15 protein-coding genes and 1 tRNA gene are annotated in these 21,626 nt (G+C 71.8%); 8 read left to right on the forward strand and 8 right to left on the reverse strand.

The annotated features are described in order from the left end of the window. Window positions 1–132: 132 nt before the first annotated feature. The 3 genes from ACFZ8E_RS11675 to ACFZ8E_RS11685 form a co-directional block, all read right to left on the reverse strand. The gene (locus tag ACFZ8E_RS11675; RefSeq protein WP_405042825.1) at window positions 133–3,303 is read right to left on the reverse strand and encodes a multidrug efflux RND transporter permease subunit; all 3,171 of its coding nucleotides are present in this window, start codon (window positions 3,301–3,303) and stop codon (window positions 133–135) included. 63 nt (window positions 3,304–3,366) lie between these two features. Then, on the reverse strand, window positions 3,367–4,731 hold the full coding sequence (locus tag ACFZ8E_RS11680; RefSeq protein ID WP_405044374.1) for an efflux RND transporter periplasmic adaptor subunit: 1,365 nt from the start codon (window positions 4,729–4,731) through the stop codon (window positions 3,367–3,369). A 240-nt stretch (window positions 4,732–4,971) separates the two neighbouring features. Continuing rightward, window positions 4,972–5,286: a hypothetical protein gene (locus ACFZ8E_RS11685; protein WP_243947272.1), complete on the reverse strand. Its 315-nt coding sequence runs from the start codon at window positions 5,284–5,286 to the stop codon at window positions 4,972–4,974. A gap of 330 nt (window positions 5,287–5,616) precedes the next feature. On the opposite strand from ACFZ8E_RS11685, the gene ACFZ8E_RS11690 reads away from it, so the two are divergent. Both ACFZ8E_RS11690 and ACFZ8E_RS11695 read left to right on the forward strand, forming a co-directional pair. Further along, on the forward strand, window positions 5,617–6,180 hold the full coding sequence (locus tag ACFZ8E_RS11690; RefSeq protein ID WP_147843950.1) for a L,D-transpeptidase: 564 nt from the start codon (window positions 5,617–5,619) through the stop codon (window positions 6,178–6,180). Between the two features lie 180 nt (window positions 6,181–6,360). Continuing rightward, a complete protein-coding gene (locus ACFZ8E_RS11695) occupies window positions 6,361–8,511 on the forward strand; it encodes a putative bifunctional diguanylate cyclase/phosphodiesterase (RefSeq protein WP_405042826.1) in 2,151 nt (716 codons plus the stop codon). Between the two features lie 31 nt (window positions 8,512–8,542). Here the strand turns inward: ACFZ8E_RS11695 and ACFZ8E_RS11700 are convergent, their stop codons facing one another. Then, window positions 8,543–9,586 (reverse strand): MaoC family dehydratase, encoded by a 1,044-nt coding sequence (locus tag ACFZ8E_RS11700; RefSeq protein ID WP_243947276.1) that lies wholly within the window; start codon window positions 9,584–9,586, stop codon window positions 8,543–8,545. 108 nt (window positions 9,587–9,694) lie between these two features. After that, on the reverse strand, window positions 9,695–9,997 hold the full coding sequence (locus tag ACFZ8E_RS11705) for a YggT family protein (RefSeq protein ID WP_147751992.1): 303 nt from the start codon (window positions 9,995–9,997) through the stop codon (window positions 9,695–9,697). 118 nt (window positions 9,998–10,115) lie between these two features. Here ACFZ8E_RS11705 and ACFZ8E_RS11710 point away from each other — a divergent pair. Next, window positions 10,116–10,191 (forward strand) — tRNA-Ala (locus ACFZ8E_RS11710). Window positions 10,192–10,448: 257 nt separating this feature from the next. On the opposite strand, the gene ACFZ8E_RS11715 is transcribed toward ACFZ8E_RS11710, so the two are convergent. Next, window positions 10,449–11,078, reverse strand: a complete 630-nt coding sequence (locus ACFZ8E_RS11715; protein WP_405042827.1) for a class I SAM-dependent methyltransferase — start codon at window positions 11,076–11,078, stop codon at window positions 10,449–10,451. Between the two features lie 119 nt (window positions 11,079–11,197). Continuing rightward, window positions 11,198–11,443 carry a DUF6894 family protein gene (locus ACFZ8E_RS11720; protein WP_243947280.1) on the reverse strand — a complete coding sequence of 82 codons (246 nt, stop codon included), beginning with the start codon at window positions 11,441–11,443 and terminating at the stop codon, window positions 11,198–11,200. 110 nt (window positions 11,444–11,553) lie between these two features. Here ACFZ8E_RS11720 and ACFZ8E_RS11725 point away from each other — a divergent pair, with 110 nt between their 5' ends. Both ACFZ8E_RS11725 and ACFZ8E_RS11730 read left to right on the forward strand, forming a co-directional pair. Beyond that, a complete protein-coding gene (locus ACFZ8E_RS11725) occupies window positions 11,554–13,017 on the forward strand; it encodes an SNF2-related protein (protein WP_405042828.1) in 1,464 nt (487 codons plus the stop codon). Window positions 13,018–13,189: 172 nt separating this feature from the next. Further along, entirely contained in the window at window positions 13,190–14,323 is a 1,134-nt protein-coding gene (locus ACFZ8E_RS11730) for a diguanylate cyclase domain-containing protein (RefSeq protein WP_405042829.1), read from the forward strand. A gap of 48 nt (window positions 14,324–14,371) precedes the next feature. Here ACFZ8E_RS11730 and ACFZ8E_RS11735 read toward each other — a convergent pair whose 3' ends face one another. After that, window positions 14,372–15,463 carry a catalase family protein gene (locus tag ACFZ8E_RS11735; protein WP_147727958.1) on the reverse strand — a complete coding sequence of 364 codons (1,092 nt, stop codon included), beginning with the start codon at window positions 15,461–15,463 and terminating at the stop codon, window positions 14,372–14,374. Between the two features lie 483 nt (window positions 15,464–15,946). Here ACFZ8E_RS11735 and ACFZ8E_RS11740 point away from each other — a divergent pair, with 483 nt between their 5' ends. The 3 genes from ACFZ8E_RS11740 to ACFZ8E_RS11750 all read left to right on the forward strand — a co-directional run bounded on the left by ACFZ8E_RS11740 (window position 15,947) and on the right by ACFZ8E_RS11750 (window position 21,564). Further along, complete coding sequence (locus tag ACFZ8E_RS11740) at window positions 15,947–18,958, forward strand: PAS domain-containing protein (RefSeq protein ID WP_405042830.1); 3,012 nt, start codon at window positions 15,947–15,949, stop codon at window positions 18,956–18,958. A gap of 123 nt (window positions 18,959–19,081) precedes the next feature. Then, complete coding sequence (locus ACFZ8E_RS11745; protein WP_405042831.1) at window positions 19,082–20,815, forward strand: sensor histidine kinase; 1,734 nt, start codon at window positions 19,082–19,084, stop codon at window positions 20,813–20,815. 182 nt (window positions 20,816–20,997) lie between these two features. After that, entirely contained in the window at window positions 20,998–21,564 is a 567-nt protein-coding gene (locus ACFZ8E_RS11750; protein WP_147842073.1) for a DNA-3-methyladenine glycosylase, read from the forward strand. Window positions 21,565–21,626 lie beyond the last annotated feature (62 nt).

Genomic DNA, 21,626 nt, shown 5'->3' on the forward strand with positions numbered 1-21,626 from the left:
AATTCTTACCGAGATCTTACGACAGCGTCCACGAGGATTGTCCTCGCCCGGTGCCGCGCGGCACGCGATCAACAACGTACCCGCGGCGACCAGTGCACGGCGATCGGGCCTGCGCCCGAACGCCGTCCGGCGCTACTCCGCCGGCACGCCGTGCCCGCCCGGCGCCCGCACCGCCGGGGTCGCGGCATCGGCCTTCTCGCCGGCGAGCACGTCCTTGCGGCGGAAGAGCCGCATCACGACCACGAAGAACACCGGCACGAAGAACACCGCCAGGATGGTCGCCGAGATCATGCCGCCCATCACGCCGGTGCCGATCGCCTGCTGGCTCTTCGAGGCGGCGCCGGTGGCGATGGCGAGCGGCACCACGCCGAAGATGAAGGCGAGCGAGGTCATCACGATCGGGCGGAACCGCAGCGTCGCCGCCTCGATCGTCGCGTCGACGATCGAGGTGCCCGGCTTCCACAAGTCCTTGGCGAACTCCACGATCAGGATCGCGTTCTTGGCCGACAGGCCGATGATCGTGATCAGCCCGATCTTGAAGTAGACGTCGTTGGGCAGGCCGCGCAGGTAGACCGCCGCCACCGAGCCGATGACGCCGAGCGGGATGACCAGCAGCACCGAGACCGGGATCGCCCAGCTCTCGTAGAGCGCGGCCAGGCACAGGAACACGATCAGCACCGAGAGCGCGAGCAGCAGCGAGGCCTGGGAGCCGGCCTGCTTCTCCTGCAACGACTGGCCGGTCCAGGTGTAGCCGAAGCCCTTGGGCAGCTGGCCCATCAGCCGCTCCATCTCGGCGATCGCGTCGCCCGACGTGTAGCCGGCGTTGGGCTCGCCGGTGATGCGGACCGACTGGTAGCCGTTGAAGCCGACGATCTGCTGCGGCCCGACGCTCCATTTCAGGTCGGCGAAGGAGGACATCGGCACCATCGTGCCGGAGGCGTTCTTCACCCCGTAGTTCAGGATGTCGGTCGCCTGCATCCGCTGGAGATCCTCCGACTGGACGATCACGCGCTGCATCTTGCCCCGGTTCGGGAAGTCGTTGGTGTAGACCGAGCCGAGGTTGACCTGGATCGTCGCGTTGATGTCCTCGAACTTCACCCCGAGCGCAGCGGCCTTCTCGCGGTCGATGACGAGCTCGGCCTCGGGCGCCGGCGGCAGGCCCTCGATCTTCATCTTCTGCAGCACCGGGCTCTGCATCGCGAGCTTCAGGAGCTGTTCCTGCGCGGCGAGCAGCGCCGAGTAGCCCTTCTGCGCCCGGTCCTGGAGGCGGAACGAGAAGCCGGCGGCGTTGCCGAGGTTGTCCACCGGCGGCGGCTCCTGCGCGTCGACGATCGCGTCGCGATAGCCGGAGAGCGCCTTGTTGGTTCCGGCCACGAGCGCCGAGGCCGCGTTCGCCGCGTCGCGCTCGCCCCAGGGCTTCAGCGTCACGAAGGCCTGGCTGGTGTTCGAGCCCTGGCCGGAGAACGAGAAGCCGTTCAGCATCGTCACCGTGGCGACGCCGGGCTGGGCCAGCAGATGCTCCTCGACCTTGCGCACGGCGGCCTGCGTCCGGTTGAACGAGGCGCCGGGCGGGGTCTGGATGTCGACGGTGAAGAAGCCCTGGTCCTCCAGCGGCAGGAAGCCCTCGGGCAGCCGCGCGAAGGCGAAGGCGACGCCGGCGACGAGCGCGAGGTAGACGATCATCACCCGGCCGGACTTCTTGATGAACCACGCGGCGCCGCGGCCGTAGCGCTTGGTCTCGCGGTCGACGATGCGGTTGAACCAGCCGAACACGCCGCCCTTGGAATGGCCATGGCCCTTCGCGACCGGCTTCAGCAGTGTCGCGCACAGGGCGGGGGTGAGCGAGAGCGCGAGCACCGCCGAGAAGGCGATCGAGGTCACCATCGCGATCGAGAACTGGCGGTAGATGATGCCGACCGAGCCGGGAAAGAACGCCATCGGGATGAACACCGCGATCAGCACCAGGGTGATGCCGATGATCGCCCCGGTGATCTGGTCCATCGCCTTCTTGGTCGCGTCCTTCGGCGACAGGCCCTCCTCGGTCATGATGCGCTCGACGTTCTCGACCACGACGATGGCGTCGTCGACGAGGATGCCGATGGCCAGCACCATGCCGAACATCGTCAGCACGTTGATGGAGAAGCCCGCGAGCAGCATCGTGCAGCAGGTGCCCATCAGGGCGATCGGCACGACGATGGTCGGGATCAGGGTGTAGCGGATGTTCTGCAGGAACAGGAACATCACCACGAAGACGAGCACCACCGCCTCGACGAGGGTGTGCAGCACCTTCTCGATCGAGGCCTTCACCGCGGGGGTAATGTCGTAGGGGATGTCCCACTTCAGGCCCGGCGGAAAGAACTGCGACAGCTCCTCCATCTTCTTGCGGATGGCGCCCGCCGTCTCCAGGGCGTTGCCGTCGGGCGCCAGCGTCACCGAGATGCCCGCGGCCTGGCCGCCGTTGAGGCGGGTCGAGAACTGGTAGGCGTCGCCGCCGAGCTCGATCCGCGCGACGTCGCGCAGGCGCACGTTCGAGCCGTCCGAGTTGGCGCGCAGCACGATCGCGCCGAAGTCGTCGACCGAGGCGAGCTGGCCCTTGACGATGATCGGCGCGGTGATCGCCTGGCTGTACGGGCTCGGCTGCGCGCCGACGGCGCCGGACGCCACCTGGATGTTCTGGTTGCGGATCGCGTCCGTCACGTTCTCGGCGGTGAGCGAGAGCCCGCGCAGCTTGTCCGGGTCGACCCAGATGCGAAGGCTGCGCTCGGTCGAGTACAGCGTCGCGCGCCCGACCCCGGGAATGCGGCGGATCTCGTTGATGACGTTGCGGATGAGGAAGTCGCCGAGCCCGATCTCGTCCATCTTCCCGTCGGTCGAGACCAGGGTGATGATGTTGAGGGTGGCGGCCGACGCCTCCTCGACCAGGATGCCCTGCTGGCGGACTTCGGCCGGGAGGCGCGCCTCGACGCGCTTGAGGCGGTTCTGCACCTCGACCGAGGCCAGCGCCGGGTCGGTGCCGGGCTGGAAGGTGGCGGTGATGTTGACGGCGCCGAACGAGTCGCTCGTCGACTCGAAGCTCATGATGTTGGCCGCGCCGTTCAGCTCGTCCTCGATCAGCCGGGTCGTGCCGGTGTAGAGGCTCTCCACCGAGGCGCCGGGATAGGCGGTCGACAGGGCGATCGCCGGCGGCGCGATCACCGGATACTGCGCCACCGGCAGCAGCGGCAGCGCGAGCGCGCCGCCGAGGATGATGAACAGCGCGACGACCCAGGCGAAGACCGGCCGGTCGATGAAGAAGCGTGCCATGGATGTTCCGGATCAGCCTGTCGGGTGGTCGGTCGTCGGCGCGTCGTGATCAGCGCAACTTGCTCAGCGCGTCTTGGCGGCGGCCTCGGCCTTGCCGTCCGAAGCCTTGCCGTCCGAAGTCTTGCCGTCCGAAGCCTTGCCGTCCGAAGCCTTGATCGCGCCGGCCTTCGCCGCGCTCGCCTTGGCTTCGGCGGCCCGGGCCTCGGCGGCCTTGGCCTCGGCCATCTTGGCTTCTGCGACCTTGGCCTCCGCTTCGGCGACCTCGTCGACGTCGTGCGGCATGGCCTCGGCGGTCTCGTGCGGCGGCGTCTTGTCCACCGGCTTCACCTGCTGGCCGGCGACGATCTTCTGGAAGCCCTCGATCACCACCCGCTCGCCGGCCTTGAGGCCGTCGCGGATCAGCCAGTTGGTGCCGACCACCGGGCCGACCTCGACCGGCTGGAGCATGACCTTGTCGTCCGCCTTGACGACCCAGACCTCGGCCTTGCCGTCGTTGGTGCGCTGGATCGCCTGCTGCGGCACCGCGATCGCATCGGAATCGATGCCCTGCTTGATCCGGGCGCGCACGTACATGCCGGGGAACAGCTCGTCGTGCGGGTTGGGGATCTGCACGCGCAGCGTCACCTGGCCGGTGCTCGGGTCGGCGGTGACGTCCGAGAACAGGAGCCGGCCCGCCATCGGGTAGAGGGCGCCGTCGTCCATGATCAGGTGGACGTTGGCGGAATCGCGCTCCAGCCGCGAGAGCTCGCCGCTGGCCAGATCGCGCCGGAGCTTGTTCAGCTCGCCGACCGACTGGGTGATGTCGACGTAGATCGGGTCGAGCTGCTGGATCGTGGCGAGCACGCCGGTGGTGCCGGATTCGATCAGGGTGCCCTCGGTGAGCAGCGCCCGGCCGATGCGGCCCGAGATCGGCGCGCGCACATCCGTCCAGTCGAGGTTGAGCTTGGCCCGGTCGCGGGTCGCCCGGGCGCCGGCGACCTCGGCCTCCGCCTGCTTCTTGCCGGCGAAGGCGGTGTCGTACTGGGCCTGGCTCGCCGACTGGCGGGTGAGCAGCGTCTCGAGGCGCTCGGCCTGCTGGTTGGCGAGGACCAGGGCCGCCTCCTGACGCGCCAGCGCGGCCTCGGCGCTCATCAGATCGACCTGATACGGTGCCGGGTCGATCTTGTAGAGGACGTCGCCCTCCTTGACCTGGCTGCCCTGCTCGAACAGCCGCTTCACCACGAGGCCGGAGACGCGGGACCGCACCTCGGCGATCCGCATCGGCGCGACGCGGCCGGGCAGGTCGCGGACGTAGGGGATCGCCTGGGGCGCCACCGTGACGATGCTGACCTCCGGCGGCGGAGGCGGGACCGGGGCCGAGGCCTGCTTCTGGTTGCAGGCGGAGAGCGCGACGAGAAACACCCCGAAACCGAGCGAGGCAGGGCGCATCCGGCGGGCGGACAGGGAGAAGGTCAAGGTCGGGTCGCTCCTGCGAAACGCATCTCGGGGAAGGCCGAGGCGAGGCTCGGCCGTCCGGTGTGTGTCGGTGGCGCGTGGTGCCGGATCGTTCGGCAACGGTCGCCCGCTCGAGGGGTCGGGGCAACCGCGAGGACAGCGCGAGACCCCCGCTTTCGCAGGACATCTTGGCGATCCCGCGACGACGGGCGGAAAGTCCGCGCCGTCGGCCCTTCAGGCGAGCCGGGGCGGGCGGTCGGGCGGTGCGGAAGCCCGGGCGCGCACGACGGCGCGGCCGCGTGGAACGAAGGCGGATCCGGACAGGCATCGGAGGAGGTGCGGCAGCGGATCGGCGGAGGCCGAGCGTCCGGCCCAATCGTCGGCCTCGACCGCGTGCGGCGCGACCATGTCGACCGAAGCGTCGGCGGCGTCGGCCAGGACCGACCGGGGAGCCGTCAGCGTCGAGCCGCTGCCCGAGACGGCGGCACCGGCCTCCCGAGGGAGACCGACGACGAGCAGCAGCACGCCGACCACGAGAGCGACGAGCACCCGCAGCATCGTGGCACGAGCGGCCACGCGGGCCGGCGCAGCGATTTCGGAGGGGCATGTCACAGCTCCCATAAAGGCTCTGCCCCATCGCGGCACAACCGGCTGCGACATCTTGTCGAGAGGGTCTGCGAGAAATCCGGGAACCAATCGCCCTCCGCCTCCGGCCGGGTGGAGGGCTTTCCGGGTCGGCAGGCCGCGATCCGCCCGCAGGAAGTGTTGCGGCGATCCCACAGGCGGCGCGTTCCGGGCCCCCAACGCATCCGACGTCCGCCGCTTGCCGCAATGCCCGCCTATCCGGCAGCGGACCGAACGAACCACCGGAGGACCTGCATGACACGCCGCATCGCCACACTCTGCCTCGCTGCCGGGCTCGCGCTCGGCGCCGGCGCGGCGCACGCGAACCCGTTCGATGCCGGGCCGATCGCCGACTTCATGAACATCTTCCGCACCCAGGCGATCCCGCGCGAGACCATCGCCTGGAAGGGCAAGGAGAAGCCCGGCACCATCGTCGTCTCGACGAGCCAGCGCCGGCTCTTCTACGTGCTCGGCGGCGGCGAAGCGGTGCGCTACGGCGTGGGCGTCGGGCGCGAGGGCTTCTCGTGGTCGGGCGAGAAGAGCGTCACGATGAAGAAGGAATGGCCGTCGTGGCGGCCGCCGTCGCAGATGCTCGCCCGCCGCCCGGATCTGCCCCGCTTCATGGCCGGCGGCCAGGACAACCCGCTCGGGGCCCGGGCGATGTATCTCGGCTCGTCGCTCTATCGCATCCACGGCTCCAACGAGCCCGAGACCATGGGCGCCGCCGTCTCTTCCGGCTGCATCCGGATGACCAACAAGGACGTGGTCGACCTCTACGATCGCGTCCGCGTCGGCACCAAGGTGATCGTTCGCAACTGATGGTTGATGGCGGCGGGATGGGGCGCCGGTCTTCGTCCCGCCGTTACGAAGGGCTTCGCCTGGGCAGCCGTCGCCTCGATCGACAAAATTACAATTCAAGATTGTAATTTTAAGTCTTTGACAGCGTTTGCCGTGAAATCCTGCCGTCCGCGCCCGATCGGGCGTCCGGGACGGTTTCGCATGGCGGATGATCGAGCAGGCTCAGCGGCGATGCGCGACGCGCGGACGGCGTCGGTCGAGGCGTCGCTGCAGGGCCTGATCGACCTGGCCGCGGACCTTCTCGAGGCGCCGATCGCCGCCATCCTCGGCGCCGGGGCGCCGATCGGGCCGCGAGCGGAGGAAGCGAACGCGCTCGCGCCCTTCCGCGACCGTGCGATCGCCCGGGGCGACGTCCTCGTCGTCCCCGACGCGGCGATCGATCCGCAGTTCCATGCCGGCTCCGCCGGCCGCGGCGCGATCCGCTTCTTCGCCGGCGCGCCGCTGATCGACCGCGACGGCACCTGCCTCGGCGTGCTGTGCGTCGCCGACCCGGCGCCGCGGCCGCCCCTGGCCGACCGCACGCGCCGGCGGCTGGCGCGGCTGTCCGACCTCGCCGTCGCGGTGCTGGCGCAGGGGCGGCGGACGATGGCGCAGCGGGACGCGGAAGGGTTCGTCGCCGCCACGAGCTCGGCGCTGATCACCACCGACGCGACCGGCCGGATCACCTTCGCCAACCCCGCCTGCGAGACGCTGCTCGGCTACCCCGCCGGTGCCCTGGCCGGGCGCGACGTGGCCTCGATCGTGCCGCTGCGCCTGCGCGGGCACCACGTCGCCGGCATGGGCGCGCTCACCGCCGGCGGCCCGCCCAAGCTCGCCGGCCGTTCCGTCGAGGTGACGGCTCTGCGCGCCGACGGCAGCGAGGTGCCGATCGAGCTGTCGCTCTGCGCTTGGGGGGAGGGCGCCGCGATGGGCGTCGGCGCGGTGATGCGCGACATCTCGGAGCGCCGCCGCCGCAACGCGCGCCTGCTCCGGCTCGCCCACGAGGACCCCGGCACCGGCCTGCCGAACCGGGTCCGCCTGTCCGGAGAGATCGATGCGCGCCTCGCCGCACGCCGACCGGTCGGGCTGCTGACCCTCGGGGTCGACGGCCTGCGGGCGGTGACCGACGGGTTCGGCTCGGGCATCGGGGCGGCCTTGCTGGAGGCGCTGGTGGTGCGGCTGGCCGGACGCCTGCCGCCGGGGGCGCTCCTGGCCCGCCTCGGCGAGGACGAGCTCGCCGTGCTGCTGGCCGCGACCGAGGCGCCCGGCGAGGCGGATCTCGAGGCCGGCACCGAAGCCTGCGCCGAAGCCCTGTTCGCCGCGCTCGCCGAGCCCGTCACCGTCGGCCACCACGTCCTGCATGTCGGCGCGCGGATCGGCGCCGCGCAGGCGCCGCGCGACGGGGCCGACGCGGCCGAACTGATGGCGGCGGCCGACCTCGCCCTCGAGCGCGCCCGCCACATGGGCCCGCGCGGCTACCGCGCCTTCACCCCCGCGATGCGGGATGCGGCCAAGGCCCGGCGCGACCTGCAGGATGCGCTCCTCGACGGCCTCGCCGCCGGCGAGGTCGCCCTGCACTACCAGCCGCAGATCGAGCTCGCGACCGGGCGCCTGCGCGGCGTCGAGGCCCTGATCCGCTGGAACCACCCGACCCGCGGGCTGCTCGCGCCGGCCGAGTTCCTGCCGGCGATCGAGGCGAGCACCCTGGCGACCCGCTTCGGCCAGTGGTGCCTCGACGAGGCCTGCCGCCAGGCGGCCGCGTGGCGCAAGGCCGGCCTGCCGCGGATCGGCGTGGCGGTGAACCTGTTCGACGCGCAGATCCGCGCCGGCACCCTAGCCGAGGTGGTGATCCAGGCCCTGGCGCGGCACCGGCTGCCGCCGGAGATCCTGGAGCTGGAGGTGACGGAGATGATCGCGCTGGCCGACGCACCCGCCACGCTGGAGCCGCTGCGGCGCCTGCGGGCCCTCGGCGTCGGCATCGCGCTCGACGATTTCGGCACCGGCTACGCCTCGCTCTCCACCCTCAAGAGCTTCCCGCTCACCAAGCTGAAGATCGACCGCGGCTTCGTCCGCGACGTGCTCCACGACGCCCACGACGCGACCATCGTGAAGGCGGTGCTCGACATCGGCCGCAGCCTCGACCTGATCGTCATCGCCGAGGGGATCGAGACGCCGGAGCAGGAGGCGGCGCTGATGGGCATGGGCTGCCGCTACGCGCAAGGGTACCGCTACGGCCGGCCGGTGCCGGGCGATCTCCTGGGACGTCGCCTCGCCGAGCCCGTTCCCGCCAAAGCCTTCTCCCGCAGCGCCTGAAGCCGGTGCGGGACGCGCCCGGGGCGGGCCGTCACTTCGGCATGAAGGCCCAGTAGTCGAGGTCGAGGATGACGCTCGGGTGGTAGCCGTCGCCCTCGCGGCCGGGATGCGCGGCGCAGGGCTGGTTCTTGGTGGCGACCGTGCGCAGCCGCAGCAGGCCGACGTCGCCGCGACCGGTCTCGGCCGTGTCGAGCACCTCGCTCCAGGCGTAGACCGTGTCCCCGGCAAACAGCGGCGCCACGTGCCGGCCGGCGTTGATGCCCGCGATGGCGAAGGCGTTGGCGAGCCCGTTGAAGCTCAGGGCGCGGGCCAGCGAGATCACGTGGCCGCCGTAGATCAGGCGCCGGCCGAAGCGGGTCTCCTTGCCGCTCAGCGCGTCGAAATGCACCTTGGCCGTGTTCTGGTAGAGGCGCGTCGCGATCTGGTGCTCGGCCTCCTCGACGGTCATGCCGTCGACGTGGTCGATCTTCTCGCCGACCGCGTAATCGGAGAACCGATGCGGGCTGCCGGCGAGGTCGAGATCGTAGGCCGAGACGTCGAGCGGGGGCAGGGCGCCTGCGAGGTCGGCCGGGTCGACCACCTTGGCGAAGCTCGGCACGTGCTCCTCGGCGACCGCGGCTTGCGGGTCGCGCTTGCGCACCAGCACCCAGCGGCAATAGCTCAGCACGGTCTCGCCCTTGGCGTCCGAGCCGGTCGAGCGCACGTAGACGACGCCGGTCTGGCGGTTCGAGCTCTCCTTGAGGCCGATCACCTCGGAGACGGTGGACAGGGTCTCGCCCGGATAGACCGGACGGCGGAACCCGCCCTCGGCGTAGCCGAGGTTGGCCAGCGCGTTGAGCGAGATGTCCGGCACGGTCTTGCCGAACACCACGTGGAAGGTGAGCAGGTCGTCGAGCGGGCTGCGCGGGTAGCCGATGCCTTGCGCGAACGCGTCCGACGACTGCACCGCGAAGCGCGGGCCGTAGAGGGCGGTGTAGAGCGCGACGTCGCCGGTGGTGACCGTGCGGGGCGTGGCGTGGCGGATGGTCTCGCCGAGGCGGTAATCCTCGAAGAAGCGGCCGGGATTGGTCTTCATGGGGCTCGGGGATCTCCGCGTCCGGGCGCGACGGTTTCGAGGACGGTGTGCGGCGGGTCGGCCGCCGGCGCGCGGGTCCCACGATCCTGAGGATCGCGGGACCGGCCGTCAGCGGGCGTAGACGTAGGGGTCGGCCGGCACGAACTCGTGCAGCAGGCGGCTCACGAACAGCAGCAGCAGGATCAGGATGATCGGCGAGATGTCGACGCCGCCGAGGTTCGGCAACAGGTTGCGGATCGGGCGCAGCACCGGCTCGGTGATCCGGTAGAGCACCTCGCCGATCTGCGAGACGATCGGGTTGCGCACGTTCACCACGTTGAAGGCGACGAGCCAGCTTAGGATCGCGCTGGCGATGAGGACGTAGATGAAGAGCTGGACGACGGTGTCGAAGAGCCAGATCAAGGAATTCATGCGCGAAACACGTGTCCTCGTGCGCCCGCGCGGGACGCCGGAACGGCGACGCGACGGCAGCGGGAATCGGGAATTGACAGTTCGATCGGCGCAAGCCTAAAAGGCTGGCGCCTTGGACGGGGCTGTAGCTCAGATGGGAGAGCGCCGCAATCGCACTGCGGAGGTCAGCGGTTCGATCCCGCTCAGCTCCACCAGGCTTTCCTGGTGGTCGATCGTCAGGTGAGGTCCGGCCGCGATAACGCTGCCGCGACAACGGGTTGAGGCCCGCCATCAGCATTTCTGCGATCCGGCGGATCGGCGGCGCGCACGCGCTCCGAGCCTGTCGGCCGGCGGCGTTCCCGCCGTCCTGCGAGCCTTCGGTCGACGCAGGGTCTGAAGGCGTCGCGACCGCTCCCGTCACGGGCCGCCGAAGCGTGCGGGCGGGACCGAAGCCCGATCCTCGCGCCGCGCTCTACGGCGCGGTCCGGCCGATCACGGCGCGCAGCGGATCGCCCGGGCCGCCTTCCGGCAGGACGACACGGGTTTCGACGGTCGGGAAGCCGGCCTGGCGGAGATAGAGATCGATCAGCCGCGCCTGATCGTCGCCGCCGAGCGCCTGCCAGATCGCCACGGCCTTGGTCGAAAAGCAGCGATTCGAGAAGGTGATGATCACGGGCGCGTCCGGGCGCAGCACCCGCGCGGCCTCGCGCAGCACGGCGACCGGATCCTGCAGGTACTGCACGCCGACGCAGACGAGGACGGCGTCGATGCTGCCCGCCTCCGACGGCAGGGCCGGGTCGCCGTTGAAATCCTGCACGAACGAGGCCGTCAGGCGGGGATTGGCCGCGAGCTCGCGCCCGTTGAGGCCGTGCCCGATCACGGCGGCGTAGGCGATCTCCGGAGGCAGGTGGCTGACCCAGCTCGACATCAGGTCGAGGAGGCGGCCGCCGGCCGGGAGCAGGGCGCGGTAGAGGTCCGTCACGGCCGCGATCGCCGCGTCGTCGATGTGGGTGACGAACCGGGGCTGGGCGTAGAACAGGGCGTCCGGCGCCTGGTCCCGCTTGCGGAACGCCTCGGGCGGAAGCTGGGGAAGGCTCGTCATGGCGTCACTCCGTTCGGGATCTCGTCGCGCCTCGCGCCGCCATGCGACGGCGCCATGCGCGGTGGCATCCATCGCCCGGGGCGACGAAGGCCGCTTGCGCGAGAGGCGACGCCGTAAGCTCAGATGTCCTGCCGGAGGTGGTCGCCGGGCGGCCGGAAGGGAAGCGCCAGCACCTTGCGTCCCTTCAGATCGTGCACGCTCACCTGCCACTCCGCCCAATCCGTCTGCCCGTCGAGCGTGACCATCAGGGCTTCGGCGACACCGCGCGCCTTGGCGGCCAGCCTGTCCGGCAAGCGGATGTCCTTGCCGACCGTGTCGACGACGCATTCCAGGCCGTTCGTGCAATGGAAACGGTAGCGTGCCATGGCGGTGCAACTCCCTGAGCGACCGGGTCGAATCTCGTTCATGATATGTTCTGAAATCCGTCGAAGGCAAACGGGTTCCGGTGCGAACAGCGTCGCGCGGTCACGACAGGGTGGATAAGCACCCCGACGGCATCGCCCTCGCCGGCGCGCCGGCGCCCCGCTTCCAGGCGACGCTGGTCCCGCGCCCGCATCAGGCCGCGGCCGCCGACGCGATCCTGGCCGCGCGGGCCGCCGGCCGTCCGGGCTTCCTGCTCGGCGACGCGACCGGCCTGGGCAAGACGCTCTCGATCTGGAGCGCGCTCGCGCGAATGCCCGAGGGCGAGGTGCTGATCGTCTGCCCGAAGGGCGCGATGCCGCAGTGGCGTCGCACGATCGCCGGTTCGGGATTGCCGGAGAAGGCGGTGACCCTCGTGAACTACGAGCGCACCAAGTCCCTGATGGCGCCGCCGCCCGCGAGCCCCCGCCGGTCGGCGCGCGCCAGGAACAACGCGCTGGCCAAGAACGGAAGCCTGCGCCAGACCTGGCCCCTCGTCGTGTTCGACGAGAGTCACCGGCTGCGCAATCCCTACAGCCAGCAGAGCCTGGTGTGCCGCCACCTGGCCGACGCGGCGGTGTTCACCGGCTACGTGAGCGCGACGGCCGGGCAGGCGCCCCACGAGCTCTCCTATCTCGGACGCCTCCTCGGCGAGGCGGCCGACGCGCCGACCGCGACCCTCGCCGAGTTCCGGACGCTGATGCAGCGCCTCGGGATCGGCCGGGCCAAGGGCCGTTGGGTGAACTGGTCGTGGACCAGCAATGCGCGCGACTGCGCCGTCATGGCCGACCTGCTCTACACCGGCCCGCGCGCGATCGGGCTGCGGCGGCGCCCGGGCGACATCGCAGGCTGGCCGGAGGTTCAGCGCGCCCTGGCGCCGACGGCCCTGACGGCGGAGGCCCGCCGCCTGTACCAGGCGACGTGGCGCGCGTTCCGCCAGGAATTCGGGTTGCTCGGCGGCAGCCACCGGCGCCCGGCCGGGTGGGCGGCGGATCTGCGCTTCCGGCAGAAGGCGAGCCTGCTGCGCGTGGCGGGAACGTGCGACTTCGCCGAGCTTCTCCTCGGCGCGGGCGAGCAGGTCGCGATCTCCGTGGCGTTCCTCGAGACCGGTGCGGCGCTGCAGGCGGCCCTGGAGCAGCGCGGCTGGCAGGTCGGCACCATCGACGGGCGGCAGGATGCCGAGGCGAACGAGGCGGTGCGCTGGGCCTTCCAGACCGGTCGGCTCGACGCCGTCGTGTTCACGGTGACGGAGTCGATCTCGCTCCATCAGGACGAGCTGCCGGGCGGCGAGCGCACGCGGGCCCTGGTGATCCACGACATGCGCCACAGCGCGATCCAGCTCGCCCAGATCGAGGGACGCTGCCACCGGGACGGGCAGGCGGCGACGATCCACTACGCCTATGCCGAGGGCACGGTCGAGGAGGAGATCACCGCGACCGTGGTCCAGCGCATGGCCGCGATGGGCGCCATGGTGGGCGAGGATACCGGGATGTTCGAGGCGATCGCGCGCCGCCTGGCAGCCGACGGCCCCGGCGCCTGAGGGACCGCCGGGACGCCGCCGACGACGACGCGCCCCACGGGCCGGCGCCGGCTTGATGGTCGCCTGATCTATCGCACATCCGACAAATCAGGCCTCTGTAGGCTCGCTTGACGCCTCGCGACTGTCAAATCGCGGCTACCATTTCGAAAGACCTTGCCCGCGATAGTAAGGCATGACACGCAGACTCACGAGCCGCCAGGACCTGCCCGACGACGTGCAGACCGAGCTCGTCTTCCTGCTGTACTCGTCCCTGCCGCAGGTGGCGATCCTCGCGATCACCGTGTCGGCGGCCAGCCTCGCCTTCGCGCTCGCGACCGGCGGCCTCGTCGAGGCGGCGCTGGGCGCGCTCGCATCCGCCGCCACCCTCTGCCGCGTCGCCTCGATCCGGCGGTTCAAGCGCACGCGGACGCAGGACATGACGTTTCGCGTCGCGCGGGCCTGCGGCCGGACCTTCGGCGCGATGATGGTCGGCACCGGGATCTGCCTCGCCCTGCTCGCGCTGCGCGCCGCAGCGATCGACCGCCTGGACTTCTTCATCCTGTTCTTCGGCATCATCCTCAGCTTCTGCGTCGGCGCGGCGACCCGCTCCTCCGTGATCCCGTGGATCCCGGTGACGACCGCCTACATCATGCTGATCGCCTGCATCGTCGCCCTGACCCGGCGGCCGGAATTCGGCTGCTGGTTCGGAGGCTGGTTCCTGATCCTGATGCTGGTGGCCTACGCCGAAGCCTGCCTGCACCTGGAGGGCACCGTCATCGACAAGATCCTGGCACGGCGCGCCGTCGCCTGGACCGCGGCGCATGACGGCCTGACCGGCCTGCCGAACCGCGCCAGCTTCGGCACGCAGCTCGATCGCGCCTGCCGCCGGCCGGGCGGCACGGGCGAGCCCTGCGCGGTGTTCTACCTCGACCTCGATCGCTTCAAGTCCGTGAACGACACGATGGGCCACGCCGCCGGCGATACGCTCTTGGCTCGGGTCGCGGACCGCCTTCGCCAGGCCATCGAAGGGCAGGCGAGCGCCTATCGTCTCGGCGGCGACGAATTCGCCGTGCTGCTGGAGGTCGACGCGACGCCCGAACGGGCGCGCGCCCTGGCGTCTCGGATCGTCGCGGAGGTCGGCCGCCCCTACCGCCTGTCCGGCGGCAGCGCGGAGATCGGGATCTCCGTCGGCATCGCCCATGCGCCGGAGGTCGGGGCCGATCCGCAGGAGGTCCTGAACCGGGCCGACCGCGCGCTGTATGCCGCCAAGGGCGGCGGGCGCGGGCGGTGGATCGCGGCGGATCATCCCGGGGCGCTCGCCGCCTGAGCCGGCCTTCCGTGCCGTCGGCTTGACCGGCCGGCGGAGGAAGAGGCCTCAGGCGACGGGAAAGGCCGTCGGCTCGGCGATCTCGACCCGGTTGTTGCGGGACCGGTATTCGCGGGCGGCGGCGTAGGCCGGGCGCCGGGCTCGCATGATCGAGCCGAGCGGCCGGTGCGCGGCCAGGCCGGTCCACGGATTGAAGGCCAGGCGGTCCTCGACGGCGGCGCGCATCGCGTCCGACCACGTGTCCTGCGGCGCGGCGGTGATGCGGGCGACGGGGCGATAGGGGCTCTCGTCCTCGGACCACATCGCCGCGGCGTCCTCGACCGGCATCGCCTCGATGTCCGTCGCCAGCTGCACCCGCAGCTCCCAGACGGCCGGGCAGGTGCGGAAGAAGTCCCGGACGGCCTCGCGGATCCCGTCGGGACGGCCGGCGAGGTCGAGGGGCCGCTCCGACAGGGCGACGAGGTCGGAGGAGACCGGCGAAAGCGCCACCTTGCCGAAATACGCGCCATGCAGGAGCGCGGCCTGGGAGAAGAAGCTGTCGCCCAGAAGATGGGTCTTCGCCTGGCCGGCCAGGGTGGTCAGCGTGGCGGACTTGCCCCCGACCATCTCGAGCGCGGCCTCCGCGGTGCGCGTCACGGCCGACACCGCCCGCTTGAGGGGCTCGGCACGCCCGGTGGTCGCGGCCAGCGGCCTGAGCTGCCGCAGGAAGCCCTCGGCGGTGCCGATCTGGAACGCGGGCGAGTTGCCGAGCACGTAGTTCTGGGTGGTCTCGCCCTCGCTGCCCGGCAGGCGCGGGCCGGGAACGCCCAGGACCTTGAGGGCGGCCCCCCGCGGGGTGGACACCCGGTCGTCGAGGATGTCGCCCGGCGTGGTGCTGAACCGCAGGATCGCCTCGTAGCTGGCCGGCGCCGCGAACAGGCCCTGGGCGAGGGCCGGCGGAAGGCCGGGCAGGACCTCGAATCGTGCCTTCAGGTAGCCGTGCGCCTTGGCGTGGACGGCCCGGTGGGCGTAGCCGGTGTCGGCATGCGTCTTCCGCTGGATCGAGAGCATGGCCTCGGTCAGGCCCCGCTGGATCTCGTCCTCGTCCGCCGGGACGGTCTCGAAGGAGGGGTCGAACCGAAGCGGAGGTTGCTGGGTCATGCCCTCAAACGTGGGGCGACTCGCGGAAGTTGCCCGACCGGGCGAGATGCCGCGTCCTCGACCGGGCCGCCTCGGCCCTGGAACGCCGGCCGCCCTCGGTTCGGCCCCGCCCCGATCCGCTCACGGGGCGGGGGAACCCCGGATCTCACCAGCCTGGGCCGAAACGCGACGCGGCCCGGATGCGGGATACCGCGATCGGATTTAAGCGCGCGTAGGATCGGACCATGCCCGGCTGTCCCGTATCGAGACGCCGGGCCGTCTCGGGTCGGGTGGGCGCCCCCCCCGACCGGCGCGTCGGCTTTCGGGGCGGATTGTACCGAAAAGACCGTGCGACGCGGCCGAGCGGGCGTGCGAGTTCGAAGCGTCGAGCGGCGGCGCTCGACGATCGCCCACCGGTCGGAACGACAGGCGAGCGGTCATATTTCCGCCGTCGCGCACCGACTCTGAGAGACCGACCAGACCGTTCCAGATAAAATCGGTGACATGAATCGTCCCCCCGCCCGCGAGACGGAGGCCGCGCGTCTCGGCGCCCTCGATCGCTATCGCATGCTCGATACGCCGCGCGAGCAGGATTTCGACGAAATCGCGGAAGCGGCCGCCGAGCTGTGCGAGGTGCCGATCGGGGTCGTCAACCTGATCGGCGACGGGCGCCAGTTCTTCAAGGCCGAGGTCGGGCTCGGCGTCCGCGAGACGCCGCTGGAGAGCTCGTTCTGCCGGCAGGCAATCCTGCAGGAGGACTTCCTCTACGTCCCCGACGCGCGCCACGACCCGCGCTTCGAGGCCAACCCGCTCGTCGTCGGGGACCCGGGCCTGCGCTTCTACGCCGGCGCCCTGCTCAAGACCGCCGACGGCCATCCCATCGGCACGGTCTGCGTCCTCGATACCAAGCCGCACCAGCTGACCGAGCGCCAGCGCAAGGGCCTCGCCCGCCTCGCGCGCCAGACCATGGCGCAGATGGAGCTGCGCCGGTCGCTGCGGGCGCAGGAGGAGCAGCGCCTCCTGCACGAGCGCATCGTCGACGGCGCCACGGACTACGCCATCGTCGCGACCGACGCGGCGGGCCGCGTGACCCGCTGGAACACGGGCGCCGAGCGCACCCTCGGCTGGACCCAAGCCGAGATGCTGGGCCGGGCGGTGGACGCGTTCTTCACGCCGGACGATCGCGCGAGCGGGCGGCCGGAGATCGAGATGCGGCTCGCGGAAAAGAACGGCAGCGCGCCCGACGAGCGCTGGCACGTGCGCAAGGACGGCAGCCGGTTCTGGGCCTCGGGCAAGATGATGCCCCTCCGGTCGGACGACGGGCGAACCGTCGGATTCCTCAAGATCCTGCGCGACCGGACCCGGGAACGCGACGCCGGTGCGGCGCTGGAGGCGAGCGAGCTGCGCTACCGCTCCCTCGTCGAGGTCAGCCCTCAGGTGGTCTGGTTCGGCGACATCGACGGCAACGTCACCTACTGCAACGCCTACTGGTACGCCTATACCGGACTGCCCGCGAACGAGACCGGGGAGACGAGCTGGATGGGCGTGATCCACCCCGACCACCGCGACGCGACCCGTCGCGCCTGGCTCGCCGCCTCCCGCGACGGCCGGGACTACGAGGTGGAGTTCCTGCTGCGGCGGGCCGACGGGATGTACCGCTGGTTCCTGTCCCGCGCACGCCCGATCCGCGATGCGGACGGGACCGTGCGCAGCTGGATCGGCACCTCGCTCGACATCCACGAGCGCAAGGTCGCCGAGGCGCGCTTCCAGACCCTGACCCAGCTCGCGCCGACCGTGATCTGGTTCGGCAATCCCGACGGCAGCCTCAGCTACCTGAACGACCGCTGGTACGCCTATACCGGGCAGACGCCGGAACACACGCTGCCGCTCGGCTGGGCCGAAGCGATCCATCCCGACGACCGGCCGGGGCTGTTGGAGACGTGGGAGGCGGCGCGCACCCGCGAGACCGTCTACGACACGGAGGCGCGGCTGCGTCGGGCCGACGGCGCCTATCGCTGGTTCCTGATCCGGGCCGAGCCGATGTGGGACGGCGCCGGATCGGTCGTGGGCTGGCTCGGCAGCACCAGCGACATCCACGACCGCCGCCAGGTGGAGGAGGACCTGCGCCGCGCGCGCGAGCAGCTGCGCCTCGCCGTCGAGGCGACGGGAACCGGGATCTTCGACTACGACCTCGTCGCCGACGTCCTGAAGTGGGATGCACGCACGCGCTCCTTCTTCGGCCTCGGCCCCGATGCCGCGGTGAACCTCGACGTCTACCTCGCCCGCCTGCACCCGGACGACCGCGCCGCGGCGGACGCGGCGGTCGGCGCCGCGATCGATCCGGCGGGCGACGGGACCTACGACATCACCTACCGCACCGTGGCGCCGGAGGACGGCATCGAGCGCTGGGTGTCCGCCAAGGGGCAGACCCTGTTCGAGGACGGGCGGCCGCTGCGGCTCATCGGGACGGCGCGCGACATCACCGTCGCGCGGCGGGCCGAGCAGGTCCTGCGCGAGACCGAGGAGCGCTATCGGCTGGCATCGCGCGCCACCAACGACGCGATCTGGGATTGGGACCTCGCCAGCAATCACGTGTTGTGGAACGAGGCGCTCCAGGCTGCCTACGGCCACGCCCCGGACGCCGTCGACCCGACGGGGGATTGGTGGATCGGGCAGATCCATCCCGAGGACCGCGGGCGCGTCGACGCCGCCATCCACGCGATCATCGACGGCACCGGCACGGCCTGGACCGACGAGTATCGCTTCCTGCGCGCGGACGGCTCCTACGCCTACGTCCTCGACCGGGGTTACGTCATCCGCGACGCGACCGGCCGGGCGGTTCGGATGATCGGCGCCATGCTCGACATCTCCGAGCGCCGGAAGGCCGAGGAGCACCAGCGCCTGTTGACCGGCGAGCTGCAGCACCGGGTCAAGAACACCCTCGCCCTGGTGCAGGCCATCGCTAGCCAGACCCTGCGCGGCTCGACCGACGTCAACGAGATGCGGGAGGCGTTCGCCGCCCGGCTGATCTCGCTCGGCCGCGCGCACGACATCCTGACCGCCGCGAGCTGGACGGCCGCCCCGATCGGGGACGTCGTGGACGGGGCTCTGAGCGTGCATCTCGGGGCGATGGCCGCGCGCCTGCGCACCAGCGGGCCCAACGTGCTCCTGGCGGCCAAGCCCGCCCTGTCGCTCGCCCTGTCCCTTCACGAGCTCGCCACCAACGCCGCCAAGTACGGCGCGCTCTCGAACGACGCGGGCGTCGTCGACCTGCGCTGGCACGTGGCCCATGCCGGCGACGCCCCGCGGTTCTCCCTGGTCTGGTCCGAGCAGGGCGGCCCGCCGATCCTGGTCCAGCCGGCGCGCCGCGGCTTCGGATCGCGCCTGATCGAGCGCAGCTTTGCCGCCGAGGTCGGCGGAGAGGTCACGCTCACCTACGCACGGACGGGCCTCGTCTGCCGGCTGGAGGCCCCCCTCGCGTCGATGCAGGAGATCCCCGATGCCGCCGCGGCCTGAGGTGCGGGCGGGCGCGGCCCGCGCGTGCATCGCGCCTTGGCGCGGCGGCCGACCGGCCTATCTGTGCGGTCACCGCGCCGCGATGCCCATCGCGCGCAGCCCGAGCGCTCGGCCGATCCCGTCATGTCGCTGACCAAACGCATCGTCGGCCTCGTCACGCTCGCGCTCGTGCCCGCCCTCGCGATCCAGGGCTACAACGAGTTCGCGTTGCGCGCCGCGCGGGGCGAGGCCGTGCGCGACGAGGCGATGCGCGCCGCCCGCAGCGTCGCCGCCGACCTCGGCCAGTTCGGGCGCGGCACCCGACAGGTTCTCGGCATCCTGGCCGAGGTCCCGGAGATCCAGGGCAAGGACCCCGACACCTGCAGGGCCTATCTCAGGACCCTGCTCGGGAAGGTCCCGGGCGCGTTCTTCTTCGGGGTGGCGGATGCCGGCGGCACCATCGTCTGCAACACCCTCGGCTCCCCGCGCGGCGCCTACACCCTGGCCGACCGCGGCTACTTCCGGGACGCGATGCGCACGGGCGGCTTCGCGGTCGGCGGCTTCGTGACGGGGCGGATCACCCGCAAGCCGACCTGGCAGTTCGCCCAGGCCATCCCGGGAGCCGGCGGCCGGCCGACCGGCGTCGTGGTGGCCAGCATCGACCTGGACCACCTCGCCGGACACCAGGCCCGGGCCGGGCTGCCTCCCGACGCCGCGCTGATCGTCGCGGATCGGGACGGCGTCATCCTGCTCCGCCTGCCCGACCACGCCGCATGGGTCGGCAAGCCGCTGCCGCAGCCGTTCTGGTCGGCGCTCTCGGAGAACCGCGGCAAGGTGATCGACCTGGCGGGCCTGCGCGGGACGATGCGGATCACCGGAATCGCGGCCGTCACGCCGGACGACCTCGAAGGCGTGACCGTCGCGGTCGGCCTTTCGCCCACGGCCGCCTTCGCCGACATCGACGCGGCGACGCAGCGCGGCGTCATCCTCATCGTCCTCGGCGCCCTCGGCGCCCTCGTCGCGGCGCTGCTGGCGGGGCGCGCCTTCATCCGCCGTCCGGTGCGCCGCCTGCTGCAGGCCGCGTCCGCCTGGCGGCTCGGGGACCTCGGCGCGCGGTCGAGCCTGTCCGGCCCGTCCGAGTTCGGGCAGCTCGGCGAGGCGTTCGACGCCATGGCGATCTCGCTACAGAAGCACGAGGGCGAGCTGCGCTCGGAGATCGCGCGCAGCCATCTCCTGCAGGAACGGCAGACGATGATGCTGCACGAGCTCAACCACCGGGTCCGCAACACCCTCACCACGGTGCAGTCGCTGGCCCGCCAGTCGCGCCGCACCGACGAGACCGGCGAGCGGCTGGAGGGGCGCATCATCGCCCTGTCGAAGACCCACGACCTGCTCTCGCGCGACGACTGGGCGGGCGCCCCGCTCCGGACGGTGCTGGAGAACGAGCTGGCGCCGTTCAGCGAGGGCCAGGCCGACCGCTTCCGGCTCGACGGCCCGGAGGTCGACCTTCCGCCGCGCTACGTGCTGGCGCTCGGCATGGCGCTGCACGAGCTGACCACGAACGCCGCCAAGTACGGCGCCCTGTCCGGCGGGACCGGGCGCGTCGACATCGCGTGGCGGACCGCGACCGCGGAGGGCGGCACGCGCCGGCTCGTGCTGGACTGGCGCGAGAGCGGCGGCCCGCCGGTCGTCGCGCCGCAGCGGCGCGGCTACGGCACGCGGCTGATCAACGGCGGCATCGGCCATGAGCTCGGCGGGACGGTGCAGCTCGAGTTCGACCGCTCGGGGCTTCGCTGCACCCTGGACGTGCCGCTCGACGCGCAGGATCGCTTCACCTCGTTCCACCCGGAATCCGGGATGCCGATGTCGGCGGCCTGACCGCGCGCCCCCGGCCGGGACCGGCCGGAGGCGGCAGACCATGAACGGCCGCGTGCGGGTCCTCCGCGGATCCCCTCGATCGGCGGGGTCGGGTCCGGATCGCGGCTCGGCGACGACGAGCGAGACACCGGGGTGTCCCGCGACAGCGGGCGCGTCGCGGCTCCCCAGAGGATTGCGCATCCATGCTCGAGGCTTTCTTCGACCGCCCCGCGGCCGCCGTCGCGCAGGATCTGATCGGCGCGCGACTCTTCGTCGAGGCGGTCGGCGGCCTCGTCGTCGAGACCGAGGCCTACGACCGCGCCGATCCGGCGTCCCACAGCTTCCGGGGGCCGACGAAGCGCAACGCCAGCATGTTCGGGCCGCCCGGCCACGCCTACGTCTATCGCTCCTACGGCCTGCACTGGTGCCTCAACCTCGTGTGCGAGCCCGGCAGCGCGGTGCTGCTGCGCGCCATCGAGCCCACGCAGGGCATCGCGGCGATGCAGGCGCGCCGTGCCACGGCGGAACCGCGGCTGTTGTGCGCGGGGCCCGGCCGCCTGTGCCAGGCGCTGGGCGTCACCGATGCGCTCGATGGTCGTTCCCTCGCGGGCCCGCCGTTCCGCTTCGCGCCTCGGGGCCGGCCGGTGCCCGTCGTCGTCGACCGGCGCATCGGCATCACGCGCGGCGCCGAGACGCCCTGGCGTTTCCTGCTCGCCGGATCCCGGTACGTCAGCCGCCCCGCACGGCGCATCGCCGCAGCGGACGCCTGACCTCGGGCGCCCCGCACCCCGAAGGCGAGCGGAGGTCCGGCCCGGTCGCGGGCAGGGGAGGC

This window comes from Methylobacterium sp. HMF5984 (assembly GCF_045033435.1).
Taxonomy (GTDB): Bacteria; Pseudomonadota; Alphaproteobacteria; order Rhizobiales; family Beijerinckiaceae; genus Methylobacterium.

Bases quoted from the DNA above. Each gene is read 5' to 3' on its own strand.
- ACFZ8E_RS11745 (WP_405042831.1), top strand. From the start codon at position 19,082: ATGTCGCTGACCAAACGCATCGTCGGCCTCGTCACGCTCGCGCTCGTG.
- ACFZ8E_RS11720 (WP_243947280.1), bottom strand. From the start codon at position 11,443: ATGGCACGCTACCGTTTCCATTGCACGAACGGCCTGGAATGCGTCGTC.
- ACFZ8E_RS11705 (WP_147751992.1), bottom strand. From the start codon at position 9,997: ATGAATTCCTTGATCTGGCTCTTCGACACCGTCGTCCAGCTCTTCATC.
- ACFZ8E_RS11675 (WP_405042825.1), bottom strand. From the start codon at position 3,303: ATGGCACGCTTCTTCATCGACCGGCCGGTCTTCGCCTGGGTCGTCGCG.
- ACFZ8E_RS11750 (WP_147842073.1), top strand. From the start codon at position 20,998: ATGCTCGAGGCTTTCTTCGACCGCCCCGCGGCCGCCGTCGCGCAGGAT.
- ACFZ8E_RS11695 (WP_405042826.1), top strand. From the start codon at position 6,361: ATGGCGGATGATCGAGCAGGCTCAGCGGCGATGCGCGACGCGCGGACG.
- ACFZ8E_RS11740 (WP_405042830.1), top strand. From the start codon at position 15,947: ATGAATCGTCCCCCCGCCCGCGAGACGGAGGCCGCGCGTCTCGGCGCC.
- ACFZ8E_RS11680 (WP_405044374.1), bottom strand. From the start codon at position 4,731: ATGCGCCCTGCCTCGCTCGGTTTCGGGGTGTTTCTCGTCGCGCTCTCC.
- ACFZ8E_RS11690 (WP_147843950.1), top strand. From the start codon at position 5,617: ATGACACGCCGCATCGCCACACTCTGCCTCGCTGCCGGGCTCGCGCTC.
- ACFZ8E_RS11730 (WP_405042829.1), top strand. From the start codon at position 13,190: ATGACACGCAGACTCACGAGCCGCCAGGACCTGCCCGACGACGTGCAG.
- ACFZ8E_RS11715 (WP_405042827.1), bottom strand. From the start codon at position 11,078: ATGACGAGCCTTCCCCAGCTTCCGCCCGAGGCGTTCCGCAAGCGGGAC.
- ACFZ8E_RS11700 (WP_243947276.1), bottom strand. From the start codon at position 9,586: ATGAAGACCAATCCCGGCCGCTTCTTCGAGGATTACCGCCTCGGCGAG.
- ACFZ8E_RS11735 (WP_147727958.1), bottom strand. From the start codon at position 15,463: ATGACCCAGCAACCTCCGCTTCGGTTCGACCCCTCCTTCGAGACCGTC.